General features: G+C 72.5%; 10 protein-coding genes and 1 pseudogene. 5 read left to right on the top strand and 6 right to left on the bottom strand.

Features of this window, described 5'->3' with window-relative positions:
- Positions 1 to 171 precede the first annotated feature (171 nt).
- On the top strand, positions 172 to 2,394 hold the full coding sequence (locus BKD26_RS31900; RefSeq protein WP_084905490.1) for an ATP-binding domain-containing protein: 2,223 nt from the start codon (positions 172 to 174) through the stop codon (positions 2,392 to 2,394).
- Here BKD26_RS31900 and BKD26_RS31895 read toward each other — a convergent pair.
- The 6 genes and pseudogenes from BKD26_RS31895 to BKD26_RS31870 all read right to left on the bottom strand — a co-directional run bounded on the left by BKD26_RS31895 (position 2,384) and on the right by BKD26_RS31870 (position 12,258).
- Positions 2,384 to 2,689, bottom strand: a complete 306-nt coding sequence (locus BKD26_RS31895; protein ID WP_143662740.1) for a hypothetical protein — start codon at positions 2,687 to 2,689, stop codon at positions 2,384 to 2,386. The two genes, BKD26_RS31900 and BKD26_RS31895, sit on opposite strands and share 11 nt — an antisense overlap.
- 56 nt (positions 2,690 to 2,745) lie before the next feature.
- Positions 2,746 to 5,046, bottom strand: a complete 2,301-nt coding sequence (gene glgB, locus BKD26_RS31890; protein WP_241518952.1) for a 1,4-alpha-glucan branching enzyme — start codon at positions 5,044 to 5,046, stop codon at positions 2,746 to 2,748.
- Positions 5,047 to 5,074: 28 nt separating this feature from the next.
- On the bottom strand, positions 5,075 to 6,460 hold the full coding sequence (locus BKD26_RS31885) for a phosphotransferase (protein ID WP_084905484.1): 1,386 nt from the start codon (positions 6,458 to 6,460) through the stop codon (positions 5,075 to 5,077).
- A 914-nt stretch (positions 6,461 to 7,374) separates the two neighbouring features.
- Positions 7,375 to 9,072: pseudogene (treS, locus tag BKD26_RS31880) on the bottom strand (maltose alpha-D-glucosyltransferase); the annotation flags it as partial.
- Positions 9,069 to 11,054: an alpha-1,4-glucan--maltose-1-phosphate maltosyltransferase gene (locus tag BKD26_RS31875; RefSeq protein WP_206603747.1), complete on the bottom strand. Its 1,986-nt coding sequence runs from the start codon at positions 11,052 to 11,054 to the stop codon at positions 9,069 to 9,071. The pseudogene treS and the gene BKD26_RS31875, both read right to left, overlap by 4 nt.
- Before the next feature lie 262 nt (positions 11,055 to 11,316).
- Positions 11,317 to 12,258: an NmrA family NAD(P)-binding protein gene (locus BKD26_RS31870; protein WP_179166781.1), complete on the bottom strand. Its 942-nt coding sequence runs from the start codon at positions 12,256 to 12,258 to the stop codon at positions 11,317 to 11,319.
- A gap of 141 nt (positions 12,259 to 12,399) precedes the next feature.
- Here BKD26_RS31870 and BKD26_RS31865 point away from each other — a divergent pair, with 141 nt between their 5' ends.
- The 4 genes from BKD26_RS31865 (at position 12,400) to BKD26_RS31850 (ending at position 18,315) form a co-directional block, all read left to right on the top strand.
- A complete protein-coding gene (locus BKD26_RS31865; RefSeq protein WP_084905480.1) occupies positions 12,400 to 13,374 on the top strand; it encodes an AraC family transcriptional regulator in 975 nt (324 codons plus the stop codon).
- 118 nt (positions 13,375 to 13,492) lie between these two features.
- The gene (locus BKD26_RS31860; protein WP_084905478.1) at positions 13,493 to 14,944 is read left to right on the top strand and encodes a 4-hydroxyphenylacetate 3-hydroxylase N-terminal domain-containing protein; all 1,452 of its coding nucleotides are present in this window, start codon (positions 13,493 to 13,495) and stop codon (positions 14,942 to 14,944) included.
- A 793-nt stretch (positions 14,945 to 15,737) separates the two neighbouring features.
- A complete protein-coding gene (locus BKD26_RS31855; RefSeq protein ID WP_084905476.1) occupies positions 15,738 to 17,132 on the top strand; it encodes an MFS transporter in 1,395 nt (464 codons plus the stop codon).
- A gap of 61 nt (positions 17,133 to 17,193) precedes the next feature.
- Entirely contained in the window at positions 17,194 to 18,315 is a 1,122-nt protein-coding gene (locus BKD26_RS31850) for a monodechloroaminopyrrolnitrin synthase PrnB family protein (RefSeq protein ID WP_084905474.1), read from the top strand.
- The last annotated feature ends 8 nt before the right edge of the window (positions 18,316 to 18,323 follow it).

Genomic DNA, 18,323 nt, shown 5'->3' with positions numbered 1-18,323 from the left:
GGGACGAGGCCTATGGCGCGTATGAACGCATACACGCATACACGCAGACAAAAATGCCCCGGTCGAATTGACGGCCGGAGCGTTTCGTCGCGTATATTTGATGGTTCGTGTGCGGGAACGCAAAAGCACACGGAAGTTCAATAAACGCACTGTATCGCGTCAGGAGTCGGATTGTCAACCGAGGAATATCGGAAAGAGCAGCAATTCATCAATGAGCTCTACGCGCGACTCGACCACCTGCGGGACCAGGCCGAAACCGCCGTCCAGGCCGCCCTCAAGGACGTAGGCACCGGGTTCCAGGCGCGGCTGGAGCGTGATGTGCTGGTCGCCGAGCAGTCCGGGCTGCTGGCCGCGTTCGACGCCGGGGAGAACGGGCTGTGTTTCGGGCGGCTGGAATTCCAGGACGGGCGGGACCACCACATCGGGCGCATCGGAATCCGCGAGGACGACGAGGAACACACCCCGCTCGTCGTCGACTGGCGCGCCGAGGTCGCCCGGCCGTTCTACCTCGCCACCGGGTACGAGCCCATGGGGCTCAGGCGCCGGCGCCACATCAGCACCGAGGGGCGCGAGGTCACCGCCCTGCACGACGAGATCCTGGACCTGACCGACACCACCCGCACCGGGCACGAGAGCCCCGACGCCGACGAGGTCCTGCTCGCCGCGCTCGACGCCGCCCGCACGGGCCGTATGCACGACATCGTGCAGACCATCCAGGCCGAGCAGGACCGCATCATCCGCGCCCCGCACCACGGCGTCCTGGTCGTCGAGGGCGGGCCCGGCACCGGCAAGACCGCCGTCGCGCTGCACCGCGCCGCGTACCTGCTCTACGCCTACCGCGAGCAGCTCGCCCGCCGGGCGGTGCTCATCGTCGGGCCCAACCCCGCGTTCCTCGGCTACATCGGCGAAGTCCTGCCCGCGCTGGGCGAGACGGGCGTGCTGCTGGCCACCATGGGCGAGCTGTTCCCCGGCGTCCGCGCCACCGGCACCGACACCCCCGAGGCGGCCGAGATCAAGGGCCGCGCGGGCATGGCCGACGTGCTCGCCCAGGTCCTCCGCGACCGGCAGACCGTGCCACCCACCGACGCGCCCCTCGAAATCGGCCACGACGACTACGGCACCCTCCTGCTGGACCGGAACATGGCGGAGGACGCCCGCTGGGACGCCCGGGGCACCGGCCTGCCGCACAACCTCGCCCGCCCGCGGTTCGCGTTCCGGATCATCGACGCGCTCACCGACCAGCTCGCCGAACGGCTCGGCGCCGACCCGTTCGGAGGGCCGAACCTCCTCGATCCGTCCGACATCACCCAGATGCGCAAGGAGATCGCCGCGAGCCCGCAGGTCCACGCCGCGATCGAGGAGCTGTGGCCCACGCTCACCCCGCAGCGCCTCGTCGCCGGCTTCCTCGCCGACCCGGAGGGCTACCTGCCGGACGGGGAGGCGGAGTTCGTACGCCGCGACGAAGGGCCGTGGACGGAGGCCGACGTACCGCTGCTCGACGAGGCCGCCGAACTGCTCGGCGAGGACGACACCGCCGCCCGCGCCGCCGCCGAGCGCGAGCGCAGCGCCCGGATCGCCTACGCGCAGGGCGTGCTGGACGTCAGTTTCGCGTCGCGGACGTACGAGTTCGAGGACGAGGAGTCGGAGGTGCTGGGCGCCCACGACATCATCGACGCCGAGCGGTTCGCCGAGCGCCACGAGGAGGCCGACCACCGCAGCGCCGCCGAGCGCGCCGCCGCCGACCGGACGTGGGCGTTCGGCCACGTCATCGTCGACGAGGCGCAGGAGCTGTCCGCGATGGCGTGGCGGCTGCTGATGCGCCGCATCCCGACCCGTTCGATGACGCTCGTCGGCGACCCGGCCCAGACCGGCGACGCGGCGGGCTGCGGCTCCTGGCAGGACATCCTCGGCCCGTACGTCGGCGACCGCTTCGCGCACGTACGCCTCGGCGTCAACTACCGCACGCCCGCCGAGATCATGGAGGTCGCGGCAGCGGTGCGGCGGGCGGAGGACCCGGCCTTCGAGCCGCCGCGCTCGGTGCGTTCCACGGGCGTGCCGCCCTGGGAGAAGACCACGGGCGACCTGGCGGGCGAGGTCGCCGAGGCGGTACGCCGGGAACGGCCCGCCGAGGGGCGGCTCGCCGTCGTCGCCCCGGCCGCGCACCACCCGGCGCTGGCCGCCGCGCTGACCGGTGCCGCGCACGGGCCGGACCCCGACCTCACCCGGCCGGTCGTCCTGCTGGAGCCGAGGCAGGCGAAGGGCCTGGAGTTCGACACGGTGATCGTCGCCGACCCGGACGGCATCCGCTCCGGCGGGCCGCACGGCGTCAACGACCTGTACGTGGCGCTGACCCGGGCCACCCAGCGGCTGGGGGTAGTACGCGTCAGCGGTTGAGGTGACAGTGGGCCAGCTCTTCGGGGGTGGGCGCGGGCGAGCCCGAGCTGCGCCGGATGCGCTCCCGCAGTGCGGCCATGTCCCGCTGCCCGGTCGCCTCGACGACGACCGGGCCCCGCCAGCCCCCGGGCGCGGTGAGGGCGACCCGCTCGCCGTCGACCGTGAACGCCTCGTACGCCCCGTCCGCCACGTCCACCGCTTCGAACTCCAGAGTCGCGGCTTCGAAGGAGGGCACGACGTACACCCAGTCGTCACGGTCGAACACCAGCAGGGTCTGTGCGGGAAGGTCGGTCATGGCGGTCATGGTCACTCGCCCGCCGGCCTTCCCGCACCCCAATTTCGTACCGGTCGTCAGGCAGGCTTCAGCCACACCGTCGCCAGCGGCGGCAGCGTCAGCTGCACGTGCCCGGCCTCCGGCTTCACCGGATCCGCGTTGCGTACGTCGCTGCCGCCGTACCCGGCCGCGTCGGTGTTCAGCACCTCCGCCCACGCCGAGATGCGGTCCGGCACCCACAGCCGGTAGTCGTGCCGCACCACCGGCGAGAAGTTGCTCACCGACAGCAGCGGCGCCCCTTGGGCGTCGTACCGCAGGAAGGCGAACACGTTGTCCTCGGCGGCGTCACCCAGCGACCACTGGAAGCCCTCGGGGACGGTGTCCCGCTCCCACAGGGCGGGGGTCGCCGCGTACACCGCGTTGAGGTCGCGGACCAGGTCCCGCATGCCGCGGTGGTCGCCCGCCGAGTGGTAGTCGTCCTCCGTCAGCCACCACTCCGGGCCGTGCGCCTCCGACCACTCCGCCCCCTGGGCGAACTCCTGCCCCATGAACAGCAGTTGCTTGCCGGGGTGCGCCCACATGAAGCCCAGGTACGCGCGCTGGTTGGCGCGCCGCTGCCACCAGTCGCCCGGCATCTTGGTCACCAGGGCCTGCTTGCCGTGCACCACCTCGTCGTGCGAGATCGGCAGGACGTAGTTCTCGCTGTACGCGTACACCATCGAGAACGTCATCTCGTTGTGGTGGTACTTGCGGTGCACGGGCTCCTTGGAGACGTACACCAGCGAGTCGTGCATCCAGCCCATGTTCCACTTCAGGCCGAAGCCGAGGCCGCCGCTGTCCGTGGGGCGGGTGACGCCCTCCCAGGCGGTGGACTCCTCCGCGATGGTGACGACACCCGGGCAGCGGCGGTAGACGGTGGCGTTCATCTCCTGGAGGAAGGCGACCGCGTCGAAGTTCTCCCGCCCGCCGTACTCGTTGGGTGCCCAGTCGCCGCCCTCGCGCGAGTAGTCCAGGTACAGCATGGAGGCGACGGCGTCGACGCGGAGGCCGTCGATGTGGAACTCCTCGCACCAGTAGACGGCGTTGGCGACGAGGAAGTTACGCACCTCCGTGCGGCCGTAGTCGAACTCGAGGGTGCCCCAGTCGGGGTGCTCGGCGCGCCGTGGGTCGGGGTGCTCGTACAGCGGGGTGCCGTCGAAGCGGGCCAGCGCCCAGTCGTCCTTGGGGAAGTGGGCGGGCACCCAGTCGACGAGGACGCCGATGCCGGCGCGGTGGCAGGCGTCGACGAAGTACTTGAAGTCGTCGGGGGTGCCGAGGCGGGCCGTGGGCGCGTAGAAACCGGTGACCTGGTAGCCCCAGGACGGGCTGTAGGGATGCTCGGCGACCGGCATCAGCTCGATGTGCGTGAAGCCGAGGTCCTTGACGTACGCGGGCAGCTGCTCGGCCAGCTCCCGGTAGGTCAGGCCGGGCCGCCAGGAGGGCAGGTGCACCTCGTACACGGAGAAGGGGGCCTCGTGGACAGGGCGGTCGCCGCGGTGGGCCAGCCAGTCGGCGTCCTGCCACTCGTAGTGGGAGGCGGTGACGATGGACGATGTGTCCGGCGGGCACTGGGTGCGGCGGGCCATCGGGTCGGCGCGCAGCGAGCAGTGTCCGTCGGGCCCGGTGACGGCGAACTTGTACAGCGCCCCCTCGCCGAGGCCCGGCACGAACAGTTCCCACACCCCGGTGCGGCCCAGCGAGCGCAGCGGCAGGCCCGTGCCGGCGTCCCAGTAGTTGAACTCGCCGACGAGCCGCACCCCACGCGCGTTGGGCGCCCACACCGTGAAGCGGGTGCCGGTGGCGCCCTGGTGGGTCATGGGGTGGGCGCCGAGCGCCTTCCACAGCTCCTCGTGCCGGCCCTCGCCGATCAGGTGCAGGTCCAGCTCGCCCAGGGACGGCAGGAAGCGGTACGGGTCGTCCACCTCGATGACGCCGGAGTCGTACGCGACCTGGAGCGTGTACGCCGGGACCTCCGGCAGCGGCAGTACGGTCGAGAACAGTCCGTCGCCGTCGTCGTGCAGCTCGGTGCGCGCCCCGTCGACGAGCACGGCAACGCTCCGCGCGCAGGGGCGCAGGGCACGGATCGCGATGCCGCCGTCGACCGGGTGGGCGCCCAGCAGGGCGTGCGGGTCGTGGTGCTCGCCGGCGAGCAGCCGCCCCCGGTCGGCGGGGTCGAGCGGCGGGGCGCCGACGGTGGTGGCGCCGCCCGTGCGGGGCCTGGGCGTCGCGCCGGGCGGCGGCGTGGGCAGGGAGGTGGCGTCCCCGACGGGTGTCTGCTTGGTGGCCGGGGCCTTCTTCGGGGGCGCGGCGGGGTTGCGGGTGGGACGACGGGGGGTCACGGGGGAGGGCCTCCTCAAGGGCGTTCACTCACGGGGTGGTGGTCTGCGCGGCCAGGCGGCGGATGGCCGCCATCGGGACCGGGAGCCAGTCGGGGCGGTGCCGGGCCTCGTACACGACCTCGTACACGGCCTTGTCCGTCTCGTACGCGCGCAGCAGCGCGGGCTCGGCGCGCGGGTCGGTGCCCGAGGCCTCGGCGTACCCGGTGCAGTACGCGTCGCGGCACCGCTCGGCCCAGTCCGGGTTCCAGGGGCGGTAGGAGCGGGCCGCGTAGTCGAAGGAGCGGAGCATGCCGGCCACGTCGCGCACCGGGGGCTGGGGGCGGCGGCGCTCGGCGAGCGGCTTCGCGGGCTCACCCTCGAAGTCGATCACCGACCAGTCGCCGTCTTGGGTACGCAGGGTCTGGCCGAGGTGCAGGTCGCCGTGGACCCGCTGGGCCCGCCACAGCCGGCTGCCCGACGGCTGGTCGCCGACCGCCTCGAACGCGGCGCGCAGCCCGGGGACGTACGGCATCAGGGCGGGCACCGCCTGTGCGGCGGCGTCCAGGCGGCGGCTCATCGCGTGGACCAGGTTCTCGGTCTGCGGGCGGCCGAGCGCGACCGTCGGCAGGGCGTCCGCGAGCGCGGTGTGCACCTCGGCGGTGGCCCGGCCGAGCGCCCGCGCCTCGGCGGTGAAGTCCCGCCCGGCGCCGAGTGCGTCCAGGGCGAGCTGCCAGCCGTCCTCGGAGCCGCGCAGATAGGGTTGGAGGACGCCCAGGGTGCTGGCCTCGGGGCGGCCGTTGCCGGTCTCGTACCAGGCGACGGGCGCGGGGACGCGGGTGCAGCCGGCGCGGGCGAGCGCGAGCGGCAGCTCAAGGTCCGGGTTGGCGCCCGGGTAGACCCGGCGGAAGACCTTCAGGATGTACGAATCGCCGTACACGAGGGAGGAGTTGGACTGTTCGGTGTCCAGGGCGCGGGGGGCCAGCCCCTCCGGGATGGCGACGGTCCGGGAGAACCGCAGCGGACCCATGGGGCCGGGAGTGCGCAATCGTTCCAGCAGCAGCGCCGCGAGCCGGGGGTCGCTGAGCCCCTCGTAGATCGTGCGCCCGGCGAGCGGCCCGTCCGGGACGTGGCCGATCAGCGCGGAGGCGAGCTGGGGCGGCAGGTTGTTCCGTACGCCCAGCAGCAGCTGGTAGCAGTCGGCCTGGGCGGCGGTGGTGGTGAGGCCCGGCTGCTGGACCCGCACGAGCAGGTGGAGCAGGCCGGGGGCGGTGGTGTCGAGCGGGAGCAGTTCGGTGGCCGAGACGAGGGCGAACCCCGTGACGGGCCGCCCCTTCCCGGCGAACCAGCGCTGGCGCGGCAGCCATTCGTGGAGCAGGGGTACCAGGGAGGGGAGCAGGGCGACCGGGGCCCGGGCGGTGGATGCGGTCTCCGACATGGCAGCGCGTCCTTTCCCCGGGCACTACGAAATGCACAGAACGTGCAGAGTGTCCCGGAATGCGGCGAGTGCTGTCCGGCTGTGCGGGACGTGTCGGGCGGGGATGGTCGAGATAGACCCGAATCGACGTATGAGGGGGAGAGTGCCCAGGGCGGGGCGCCGGAAACGCCCCGCCCCGATGTCACTCACCCCTTCCCGGCCGCCCGGGCCGCCGTGCGGGCGGCCCCCGCCGCGTCGTCCTTGCCGGCCGCATGTGCCGACCGGCCCGGCGCCGTACCGAGCGCGGCGCCCGGGGAGCCCGACGGTGCCGGTGCCCCGCCGTCCCGGGCCGGCGCGGGCGCCAAACGCGGTGACGTACGGTCAGAAACAGCCGCGCGCGCGGACGTGCTGGACGCGTCAGCCTCGCTGGACCCGCCGGGTACTCCGGGCGCTCCGGCCGGCAGTGCGGCGGCGGCCGGGGTCACCGCCGTGCCGCTCGTGGCCACGGGGCCGCCGGCGCCTGCCGTCGTGCCCGCCCGGGGCGCCGACGACCCGTCGGCCGCCGTCGTACGGGCGTACGCGCCGGATACCCCGGCCGGCGCCTTGACGCCGGTCACGGCCGACCCGCCCGCCCCGGGCGCCGCCCGGTCACCCGTGTCCGGCCCAGCCCCCGGCGCCTGGGCCGCCGCGTCCGTAGCCGGGGCGGCCGCTGCCTCCGCCGCCGTCACGGCGGTCGCGCCGTCGGCCCGGCCGGGTGCCGTGCCCGTCGACGCCCCGTCAGCCGACGCCCCGGCGGGCACCGTGTCCGGCGCGGCTACGGCCGCCGCGCCGGTCGCGCCGGTCGCGCCCGGCGCCGCCAGCCGCGACGGGGCCCCACCGGCGGGGATGGACGTGGCCACCGTCGCCTCCGTAACCGTCTTGCCCTTGGCGGGCTTCGCCGCGTCCTTGCGGAGGCGGAACCAGTAGAAGCCGTGACCCGCGAGGGTGAGCAGATACGGCCATTCGCCGATCGCGGGGAAGCGGACCCCGCCGATCAGCTCCACCGGGTGCATCTCGTTGAAGCGCCGCAGGTCCAGCTCCGTGGGCTGCGGGAAGCGGGAGAAGTTGTGCACGCACATCACCAGGTCGTCCCCGTACTCCCGCAGGAACGCCAGGACCGCCGGGTTCGACGACGGCAGTTCGGTGTACGAGCCGAGGCCGAAGGCGAGGTTCTGCTTGCGGATCTCGATCATCCGCCGCGTCCAGTGGAGCAGCGACGACGGCGACGCCATCGACGCCTCGACGTTGGTGACCTGGTAGCCGTAGACCGGGTCCATGATGGTCGGCAGGTAGAGCCGGCCGGGGTCGCAGGACGAGAAGCCCGCGTTGCGGTCGGGCGTCCACTGCATGGGGGTGCGTACGGCGTCCCGGTCGCCGAGCCAGATGTTGTCGCCCATGCCGATCTCGTCGCCGTAGTACAGGATCGGCGATCCGGGCAGGGACAGCAGAAGGGCGGTGAACAGCTCGATCTGGTTGCGGTCGTTGTCGAGCAGGGGCGCGAGCCGCCGCCGGATGCCGATGTTGGCGCGCATCCGCGGGTCCTTGGCGTACTCCGCGTACATGTAGTCACGCTCTTCGTCGGTGACCATCTCCAGCGTCAGCTCGTCGTGGTTGCGCAGGAAGATGCCCCACTGGCAGTTCGCCGGGATCGCCGGGGTCTTGGCCAGGATTTCGGAGACGGGGTAGCGGGACTCGCGGCGCACCGCCATGAAGATGCGCGGCATGACGGGGAAGTGGAACGCCATGTGGCACTCGTCGCCGCCGGCCGGGAAGTCGCCGAAGTAGTCGACGACGTCCTCCGGCCACTGGTTGGCCTCGGCGAGGAGCACGGTGTCGGGGTAGGCGGCGTCGATCTCCTTGCGTACCCGCTTGAGGAAGGAGTGGGTGGCGGGGAGGTTCTCGCAGTTGGTGCCTTCCTCCTGGTAGAGGTACGGCACGGCGTCGAGGCGGAACCCGTCGATGCCCAGGTCCAGCCAGAACCGCAGGGCGGAGAGGATCTCCTGCTGCACGGCCGGGTTCTCGTAGTTGAGGTCCGGCTGGTGGGAGAAGAACCGGTGCCAGTAGTACTGCTTGCGGATCGGGTCGAAGGTCCAGTTGGACGTCTCGGTGTCGACGAAGATGATCCGCGCGTCCTGGAACTGCTTGTCGTCGTCGGCCCAGACGTAGTAGTCGCCGTAGGGGCCGTCGGGGTCGCTGCGGGATTCCTGGAACCACGGGTGCTGGTCGCTGGTGTGGTTCATCACGAAGTCGATGATCACTCGCATGCCGCGCTGGTGGGCGGCATCGACGAACTCGACGAAGTCGGCCAGGTCGCCGAATTCGGGCAGTACGGAGGTGTAGTCCGACACGTCGTAACCGCCGTCCCGCAGGGGGGACTTGAAGAACGGCGGGAGCCAGAGGCAGTCGACCCCGAGCCACTGCAGGTAGTCCAGCTTGGCGGTGATGCCCTTGAGGTCGCCGACGCCGTCGCCGTTGCTGTCCTGGAAGGAGCGGACCAGAACCTCGTAGAAGACGGCTCGTTTGAACCAGTCGGGGTCACGGTCCTTGGCCGGCGTGTCCTCGAAGGTGTCGTGGACGGGCTCGTTGACGATCATGATGTGGGTGACCCTCCGATCGGCGGGGACGGTCGCAGGACGAGGATGTGCGCGGGCGTGACACCCGGCTCGAGGCGCACATAGTTGGCCCTGCCCCAGTGATAGGTCTCGCCGGTGAGCTCATCGCGCACCGGCACGGTCTCGTGCCAGTCGAGGCCGAGCTCCGGCATGTCCAACGACACCGTCGCCTCGTGGGTGTGGCGCGGATCGAGGTTGACGACCGTCAGAACAATGTTCGAGCCCGCTCGCTTGCTGTACGCGATGACGGCGTCGTTGTCGGCGTGGTGGAAGCGCACCGAGCGCAGCTGCCGCAGCGCGGCGTTGCGGCGCCTGATCCGGTTGAGGGTGGTGATCAGCGGCGCGATGGTGCGGCCCTCACGTTCGGCCGACTCCCAGTCCCGCGGGCGGAGTTGGTACTTCTCCGAGTCCAGGTACTCCTCGCTGCCCTCCCGTACGGGCGTGTTCTCGCACAGCTCGTAACCGGCGTACACGCCCCACGTCGGGGACATCGTCGCGGCGAGGACGGCGCGCGCCTCGAAGGCGGGGCGTCCGCCGTGCTGGAGGTAGGCGTGCAGGATGTCCGGGGTGTTGACGAAGAAGTTGGGCCGCATGCAGGCGGCGGCGTCGCCGGACAGCTCGGTGAGGTACTCGGTCAGCTCCTGCTTGGTGTTGCGCCAGGTGAAGTACGTGTACGACTGCTGGAAGCCGATCGCGCCGAGGGTGTGCATCATCGCGGGACGGGTGAACGCCTCGGCCAGGAAGATCACGTCCGGGTCGGTCTTGTTGATGGCGCCGATGACCTTCTCCCAGAAGACGACCGGCTTGGTGTGCGGGTTGTCGACGCGGAAGATGCGTACGCCGTGGGCCATCCAGTGGCGCAGCACGCGCAGCGTCTCGCGGACGATGCCCCGCATGTCCTTGTCAAACGCGATCGGGTAGATGTCCTGGTACTTCTTCGGCGGGTTCTCGGCGTACGCGATGCTCCCGTCGGCCCGGTGGTGGAACCAGGCCGGGCGCTTCTTCACCCACGGGTGGTCCGGGGAGCACTGGAGGGCGAAGTCCAGGGCGACCTCCAGGCGCAGTTCGCGCGCACGTTCGACGAAGGCGTCGAAGTCCTCGATGGTGCCCAGGTCCGGGTGGATCGCGTCGTGGCCGCCTTCGGGGGAGCCGATCGCCCACGGCACGCCGACGTCGTCGGGGCCGGCCGTGAGGGAGTTGTTGGGTCCCTTGCGGTGGGTGGTGCCGATGGGGTGGATGGGCGGCAGGTATACGACATCGAAGCCCATCGCGGCGATGGCCGGAAGCCGCTCTGCTGCGGTACGGAAGGTCCCCGAGACCAGCCGGCCGTTCTCGACGCGGGCCCCCTCGGAGCGGGGGAACATCTCGTACCAGGACCCGAACAGCGCCCGCTCGCGCTCCACCAGCAGCGGCAACGGCCGTGACGCGGTGACCAGTTCGCGCAACGGGTGCGCCGCCAGTGCCTCGACCGCCTCCGTGCCGAGCGCGGCGGCGAGCCGGTCCTCGGGGGAGCGCCGCTGGTCGCGCAGGGCGTCCACCACGGCGAGCACGGCCTCGCGGCCCTCGCCCTTCGGTACGCCGTCGGCGGCCCGCTCGTGCAGGGCGGCGCCCTCGGCGAGGACCAGGCCGGTGTCGATACCGGCCGGGATCTTGATGCCGGCGGTGTGCCGCCAGGTGGCGATCGGGTCGCTCCACGCCTCGACGAAGTACGTCCACCGCCCTTCGGCCGTTGGAGTGACCTCGGCGCCCCAGCGGTCGGTGCCGGGCGCCAGTTCCCGCATCGGGGTGAACGGGCCCGGGTGTCCGGCCGGGTCCGTCAGCACGACATTGGCGGCCACGGCGTCGTGACCTTCACGGAACACCGTGGCCGTAATCTGGAAGGTTTCGCCGACCACCGCCTTGGCGGGCCTTCTGCCGCAGTCGACGAGCGGGCGTACATCGAGAACGGGAATGCGACCAATCAGCGAGTTCACGGCATCACCTGAGGGTTGCGTACGGGGTATCGCTCTTTGTACTTGCTCCGTTGGCGAGTGGCAGGGCGCAGGCATCACCGCTCCTGTCCGGGTTCACTCGGGTGGGCGGGTACCGGAGGAGCCCTACCCACACCCTTCGGGTGGGCAATCCGGCGCGTTGTTAACTACTCAGGCGTAGCCGGACACGACGAGAACCGGCCCCGTTCGAGTGGAAAAACGGGACCGGTTCGCGCTCGGGTGTGTCCAGTGGCGTTCAGGTGAGCGACTGGGCGTCCTGCTCCTCCGGGTCGTTCGCCCAGATCTGCCACGGCTGACGCGACACCCACTCGTCGACCGGCGCGGGCGCCAGCGTCAACGCCGAGGCCGACACGCCGTCGTCGCCCGCCATCAGCAGCGGCTCCCGACCCGACGCCATGTAGTGGTAGATGCCCGCCACCCCGGCCGCCGCGGCCGGGCCGATCGCCTGCGCCAGGCCCTGCTCGAAGATGTGCGGCGCCAGCGCCCGGTAGCGCACCACGCGCCCCAGCCCCCGGCCGAACGCCTCCGCCAGCTCATCCCCCGTCAGGGCACGCACGCCGCCGATGTCGTACGTCCGCCCCTCCGCACCGTCCACGGTGAGCGCCGCGTACACCGCCTCCGCCAGGTCCCGGTGCGACAGCCACGCGGTGGGCACATCGGCCGGCAGCGGATAGGCGAGGACGCCCTCATTGACCAGATCCGGGCCGTTCCACGGGCTGAAGAGGTTGTCCAGGTAGACCGGCGGGCGCAGCACCACCAGCGGTACGCCGCTCTCCCGCAGCACCTCCTCGGCGATCCGGCGCGTCTCGAACGCCGTCACGTCGGTGGACGTGCGCGGGACGCGGGTGTTGGCGTTGTAGACCAGCCGCCGCACACCGGCCTCCACGGCCGCCTCCGCGATGTTGCGGGCGTAGGCGCGCACCTGCTTGGCCTCGTACACCAGCGGCATCACCACCGCGGCGTGCGTCGCCCCGGTGAACAGCTGACGCACGGCCTCGGCGTCGCCCAGGTCGCCGGTGGCGCACGAGACGCCGGGCAGCGGCGGCCGGTCGCCCTCGGGGCGCCGGGAGAGCGTACGCACCCGGTGGTCACGCTCGGTCAGCAGGCGGGCGACCGCGCCGCCCTGGAAACCGGTCGCGCCGACGACCGCCACGCGCATCTGATTCTGCTCGGACATTGGCTCCGACGTCTGCTCCGACATATGCCTGATTGGCCCTTCGATAGGGTGTGACTGCTGCCATGACGGCTCCTCACAGGCTGGCGGCGGCGGCTTTGGCCGATCAATTAACAATTCGGGGCGGGGGTTGAAGGATCGTCCATGGACACCGTGCGCACCGAAACCGGTAACAACGACGCCCGGAACGACGACCTCCTCAGTGAGCTGCTGCAACCGCTGCGGCTCACCGGCGTCTTCGACAGCCGCTGGCACGTCCGCGCCCCCTGGGCGATCGAGGGCGACGCCGAGCAGGGCTGCGCCATCCTCCACTACATCGTCGAGGGCGGCTGCTGGATCACCGCCGAGGGCCAGCCGGCCCATGAACTGCGAGCCGGTGACCTGGCGGTCTTCCCCACCGGGACCGCGCACCGGCTCTCCGACCGGCCCGACCGGCAGGGCGTGCCGCTCAAGGCGGTCCTGCCCGAGCGGCAGCCCGGCACCTCCGGCGAGATCCGCATCGGCGGCACCGGGCCGGAGAGCCGGCTGCTGTGCGCCGGGCTGCACTACGACGCCAGCGCCGCCACAGGTCTCTACAAGGCGCTGCCCTGGGCGCTGGTCCTGGACGGCACCCAGGTCGACCGCGAACCGCTGCTGCGCGACACCCTGCGGCTGCTCGCGGCCCCGGACCGGCCCGTCGGCCCCGGCGACCGGCTGATCACGCTGCGGGCCTTCGAGATGGCCCTGGTGCTCGCGCTGCGCCCGCTGCTGCGGGAGTTCGCCGAGAACCCGGCCTCCCTGCCGGTGCTGCGCCACCCGGGCGTCAGCCGCGCCCTGGTGATGATCGCGACCCGGTTCGCCGAGCCGTGGACCATCGAGTCGCTGGCCCGCGAGGTCGGCATGTCCCGCTCCGCGTTCACGGCCGCGTTCCGCGCGCTGGTCGGCGAGGCCCCGGCGCGGCACCTGACCGGGCGGCGCATGCAGGAGGCGGCGCGGCTGCTCGGAGAGACGTCCCTGCCGCAGTCGGCGGTGCCGCAACGGGTCGGCTACCAGAGCGCGGTCGGTTTCCACCTTGCGTTCCGCAAATGGTTCGGTGTCACTCCGGGTGAGTACCGGGCGGGTGCGGCAAGTGCCGCGTAATGGTTTCCGGAAGCTGACTGGCCGGTTCTTAAGGACCATTGGACGGACGTTCATTGCCGAAGGTGTGGACCAACGGACAGGCTCTGCTGCGGCAATGGCATCCGCAAGAGGAGAAAAGGTGACGAGGTCCGGTCACGAGTATCTGGCGTCGCTGCGCGACGGCCGGGAGATTTGGCTCGACGGGGAGCGGGTCGAGGACGTGACCTCGCACCCGGCGTTCCGCAACACCGCCGCCTCGATCGCCCGCCTGTACGACCTGGCGCACGACTCCGAGCACACCCCGGTCCTCACCCAGGGCGGCGTCCACCGCGCGTACGCGATCCCGCGTTCGTACGAGGACCTCGTCGCGCGCCGCGAGGCGTACAAGGTGTGGGCGGAGGCGAGCTTCGGCTTCCTGGGCCGCACGCCCGACTACATGGCAGGCGGCGCGGCGGGCTTCGCGGCGCTGCCGTCGCTGTTCCGGACGGAAGGCTACGACGGTTCGGCCGCCGCCCTCGCGTACCACCGGCGGCTCGCCGAGGGCGACCTGTACCCGACCTTCACCATCACCAACCCGCAGATCGACCGGACCAGGTCCGCCTCCGAGCAGGAGGAGGACGACCTGGTGGTGCGGGTGGTCGCCGAGAAGGACGGCGGGATCGTGGTGCGCGGCGCCAAGATGATCGGCACCGCGGCGGTCTTCGGCAACGAGGTGATCGTCGGCACGATCGAGCCGCTCGCCCCGCAGGACGTCGAGCACGCGGTGTGCTTCTCGGTCCCGATCGACACCCCGGGCCTGAAGTTCATCTCCCGTACGTCGTACGAGGCGCAGGCGCGCAGCGTCTTCGACAACCCGCTCTCCTCGCGCTTCGACGAGAACGACGCGCTGCTGGTGTGCGACGACGTGTTCGTGCCGTGGGAGCGGGTGCTGGCCTACCGGAACGTGGACGTGTCGTTCGGCATGTGGTGGCGGACCCCCGCGTACCTGAACTTCGTGCACCAGGCCGCGACCCGCTTCTGGACGAAGCTGGAGTTCCTCACCGGTGTCGCGATCCTGCTCACCAAGGCCAACAACACCTACCAACTGCCGCCGGTCACCCAGGCGATCGGCCGGCTCCTCGGCCGTGTCGCGCAGGCCAAGGCGTTCGTGCTGGCGGCGGAGGCGTCGTACGAGGAGGTCGACGGCGGGCGTGGCGGTGTCGCGCCGGGCAAGGACATCTCGCTCGCGCAGCGCATCATGGCGGGCGAGCTGTACCCGCAGGCCGTCCAGGAGATCAAGCTCCTCGCGGGCGGCGGCGTCATCCAACTGCCCGCGTCCGGCGAGGACCTGCTGCACCCGGAGCTGGGCCCGCTGGTCCGCAAATACATCCGCTCGCCCGGCACCCCGGCCGAGGACCGCGTGAAGCTGCTGAAGCTGGCGTGGGACGCGCTGGGGTCGGAGTTCGCGGGCCGCCACGAACAGTACGAACGCTTCTACCACGGCGCCCCGCACGTCTACCTCATGCAGCAGGCCTGGGAGGGCGACGCCCCGGCGTGCGAAGCCCTGGCCCAGGCCTGCCTGGACGGCTACGACCTGAGGAGTACCCGATGACCGGGCGGGCGGCGGCCATGGACCGGCTGGACCGCGCGCTCCGGGCTTCCCGCCCCGCCCGGGGTGCGCGCACCGCCCCGGCGCGGCTCCGCGCGGCCGACCCCGGATGGCACCGTGGCGGTTGCGCGGGTGATCCGGGGTGGCACCGTGGCGGTTGCGCGGCTTGCGCGGGTGGCGCGGTGGAGTCGGACCGCGTGGGCGGTCCGGGGCGGTGCGCCCGGGCCGGCCGTCGGGAGCGGGCGGCGAGCGGTCCGCGGCGGGCCATACCGCGCGCGGCGTGCCCCGGTCGGTCCCGCGGCCGTGGCGCCGGTGATCCCGGTCGGTCCCGCGGCCGTGGCGCCGGTGATCCCGGGTGGGACCGGAGCCGTAGCGCGGGTGATCCCGGGTGGGACCGGGGCGGTGGCGCCGGTGATCCCGGGTGGGACCGGAGCCGTGGCGCGGGTGATCCCGGGTGGGACCGGAGCCGTAGCGCGGGTGATCCCGGTTGGGACCGGGGCGGTGGCGTCGGGTGTGCGGAGCCGGGGCGGGCGCGTGTGGCCGATCCTGGTTGGCACCGTGGCGGTTGCGCGGCTGATCCTGGTGGCGACCGGAACCCTGGCGCGGGTGCCGGTGTGCGGCGCCCGGGGCGCGGGGCGGCCGTGTCCGGCTGCCCGGTGGGGCACGTGCTCCCGGCGGCCGGGCGCGCCCGGACCGGGCTGCCTGGGCTGTCCGGGCCGTCCCTGCCGGGCGCGCCGTCGCGGTTGAGCCCGGCGGACCCGGGGTGGCATCGCCGCCCGGGGCGGGGGAGCCGGCGATGAAGGGGACGTCCGGAAACCGGCGCGGCGCGCTGGGGCTGCTGGCGGCGACGCAGCTGTTGATGATCATGGATACGGCGATCATCAACGTTGCCCTGCCGTCCGTCGGTGACGACCTCGGGGCCGGGTCCGCCGGTCTGTCCTGGGTGGCCAACGCCTACCTCATCACCTTCGGCGGGCTGCTCCTCCTCGGTGGCCGCACCGCCGACCTGTTCGGGCACCGGCGGCTGTTCATCGGCGGGCTGGCCCTCCTCGCGGCCGCCTCCGCCGTCGGCGGGCTCGCGCAGTCCACGGGCGCGCTGATCGCCGCCCGCGCCGTGCAGGGCGTCGGGGCGGCACTGGCCGCCGCCGCCGCGTTCGCGCTGCTGCTGATCCTGTTCGCGGACGGCCCCGCCCGGCACAAGGCGCTCGGCGCGTTCGCCGCGATGGGCGGCCTCGGTGGCGTCCTCGGCACCGTCCTCGGCGGGGTCCTCACCGACCTGCTCGGCTGGCGCTCCACCTTCTGGCTGAACGTCGCCGTCGCCGCCGTACTCGGCCTGCTCGCCCCGCGCCTCCTGGAGGGCGGCACCCGGGGCGCCGAGCGCGGCTTCGACCTGCTCGGCGCGCTCACCGCCACCGGCGGCCTCGGCCTCGTCGCGTACGCGCTCGTCGGGCGCAGTCCCGTAGCGGGTGTGGCCGGCGCGGGGCTGCTGGCGGTCTTCGCCGTGACCGAGACCCGCGTCGCCCGGCCCCTCGTCCCGCCCGCCGTACTCAAGCGGCCCGCGCTGCGCCTCGCCAACGGCCTCAGCGCCCTCGCCCAAATGGCGCTGTTCCCCATGTTCTTCCTGGTCAGCCTCTACCTCCAGAGCGTGCTCGGCCAGTCGCCGCTCGCCGGCGGACTCGGCCTGCTGCCGCTGTCCCTGGTCGTCGTCGCCACCGCCCCGCTGACCGGCCGCCTCATCTTCCGCCTGGGCCTCGGCCGGACCATGACCCTCGGCTTCGGGCTGCTGCTCGCCGGCATGGTCTGGCTCGCCCTGGCCCTGAGCGCCCACGGAACTTTCGCCACCACCGTCCTCGCGCCCAGCCTCGTGCTGGGCGCCGCCCTGCCGCTGGTCATGGTCACCACCAATGTGGCCGCCACGGCAGAGGCCACGCCAGAGGAGACCGGCCTCGCCTCCGGGCTGATCAACACGAGCCAGCAGTTCGGATCCGTCCTGGGCCTGGCCGTTCTCGTGGCCGTGGCCACCACCCGTACCGGCACGGCCACACCCCAGGCCGAAACCGCGGGCTTCCAGGCGGCGCTGCTCGTCGGCGCCGCGTTCGCCGCCGCCGCCGCACTACTGTCCGTACGGCTGAGCCTGCCCGCGCCCGCCCCGGCGCCGCCACGCCAGGACCGGGTGGGCGACCCGCGGTGACCGCCTGACCAGCGACCACCGCGCCACTCCCGAACCCACACTGCCCGAGGGGGGCATCCCGTTGACCCTGTACGACCTTGTCGCGCCCGGTCTCGATACCTGCGCCGAACCGCGCTACCGCATCACCGAGATACGCGACGCCGACCCGCTCGGCGCCGACGCGCTGCTCGCCGCGCTCCCCGCGATGAACCGTGACGCCGACGTCCCCGCGCTCACCGTCGCGCTGCGCACCCTCGTACCCGACCTCGACCGGGTCTCCGAGTGGTGCGTCATCGAGGCGCTCGCCGCCATGCGCGACCTCGGCATGCTGCTCGGCTCCCTCAAACGGCACGGCGTCCAGCCGGTCGCCGCCGTCCCCGAGGTCCTGCCCGTCCTGGAGGAACTGGCCCGCCGCACAGACATGGTGCCCCGCGACACCGTGCACCACTACACCACCTGGAACCCGCTCGGCCACCGCCAGCGGATGTACACCGGGGACGAGATGGAGGCCCACCTCCAGGAAGCCGTCCGGATGGTCTTCCCCAGCCTCGTCGCCGCCCTCGACACCTGCGGCCAGCTGGCCGGCCTCGAACCGTACGACCCCGGCTTCGCCCTCGCCCTGGACCGCACCGCACAGCACGTCCAGGCGATGGTCGACGCCATCGACTTCACCATCGCCAACGTCTCGCCGTCCTACTTCGCCCGCACCCTGCGCCCGTACTTCGAGGAGGTCGACGTCGCCGGCCGCGACTACCTCGGCCCGGCCGCCGCCCAGGTGCCGCTGTGGCTGGTCGACCTGACGGTCTGGCAGTGCGACCGCCCACACCCCGGCTACGACACCTTCCTCGACGAATCGGTCGAGTACAGCCTCCCGTCGTGGCGCGCCTTCCACGCCACCCACAGGGGCGGCGTCTCCGCGGTCAGCAAACTGTCCGCCGCGCTCAGCTGGGAGACCGTCCACCAGCTGCCGCCCCAGCTCCTCGCGTCCGCCCACTCCCTGGCGCAGGTGCTGCGCATCCTCAAGACGTTCCGCGCCCGCCACATCGGCATCGCCCGCAAGGCCTACAGCGACGAGGTACGGCTGTACGACGAGGGCAGCGGCGGCGCGCCGGTCGCCCTGCTGCGTTCCGTGCTCGACCTCACCAGGGACAACGAGACGCTGGTGCGCCAGGCCACGGAGCGGCCGCGCCCCAGCGCCGCGTGAGGGGGTGA

The organism is Streptomyces sp. CB03238 (assembly GCF_002099185.1).
Taxonomy (GTDB): Bacteria; Actinomycetota; Actinomycetes; order Streptomycetales; family Streptomycetaceae; genus Streptomyces.
The sequence above is the reverse complement of the archived record's forward strand: the minus strand, read 5'-3'. Positions and strand labels throughout refer to the sequence as shown.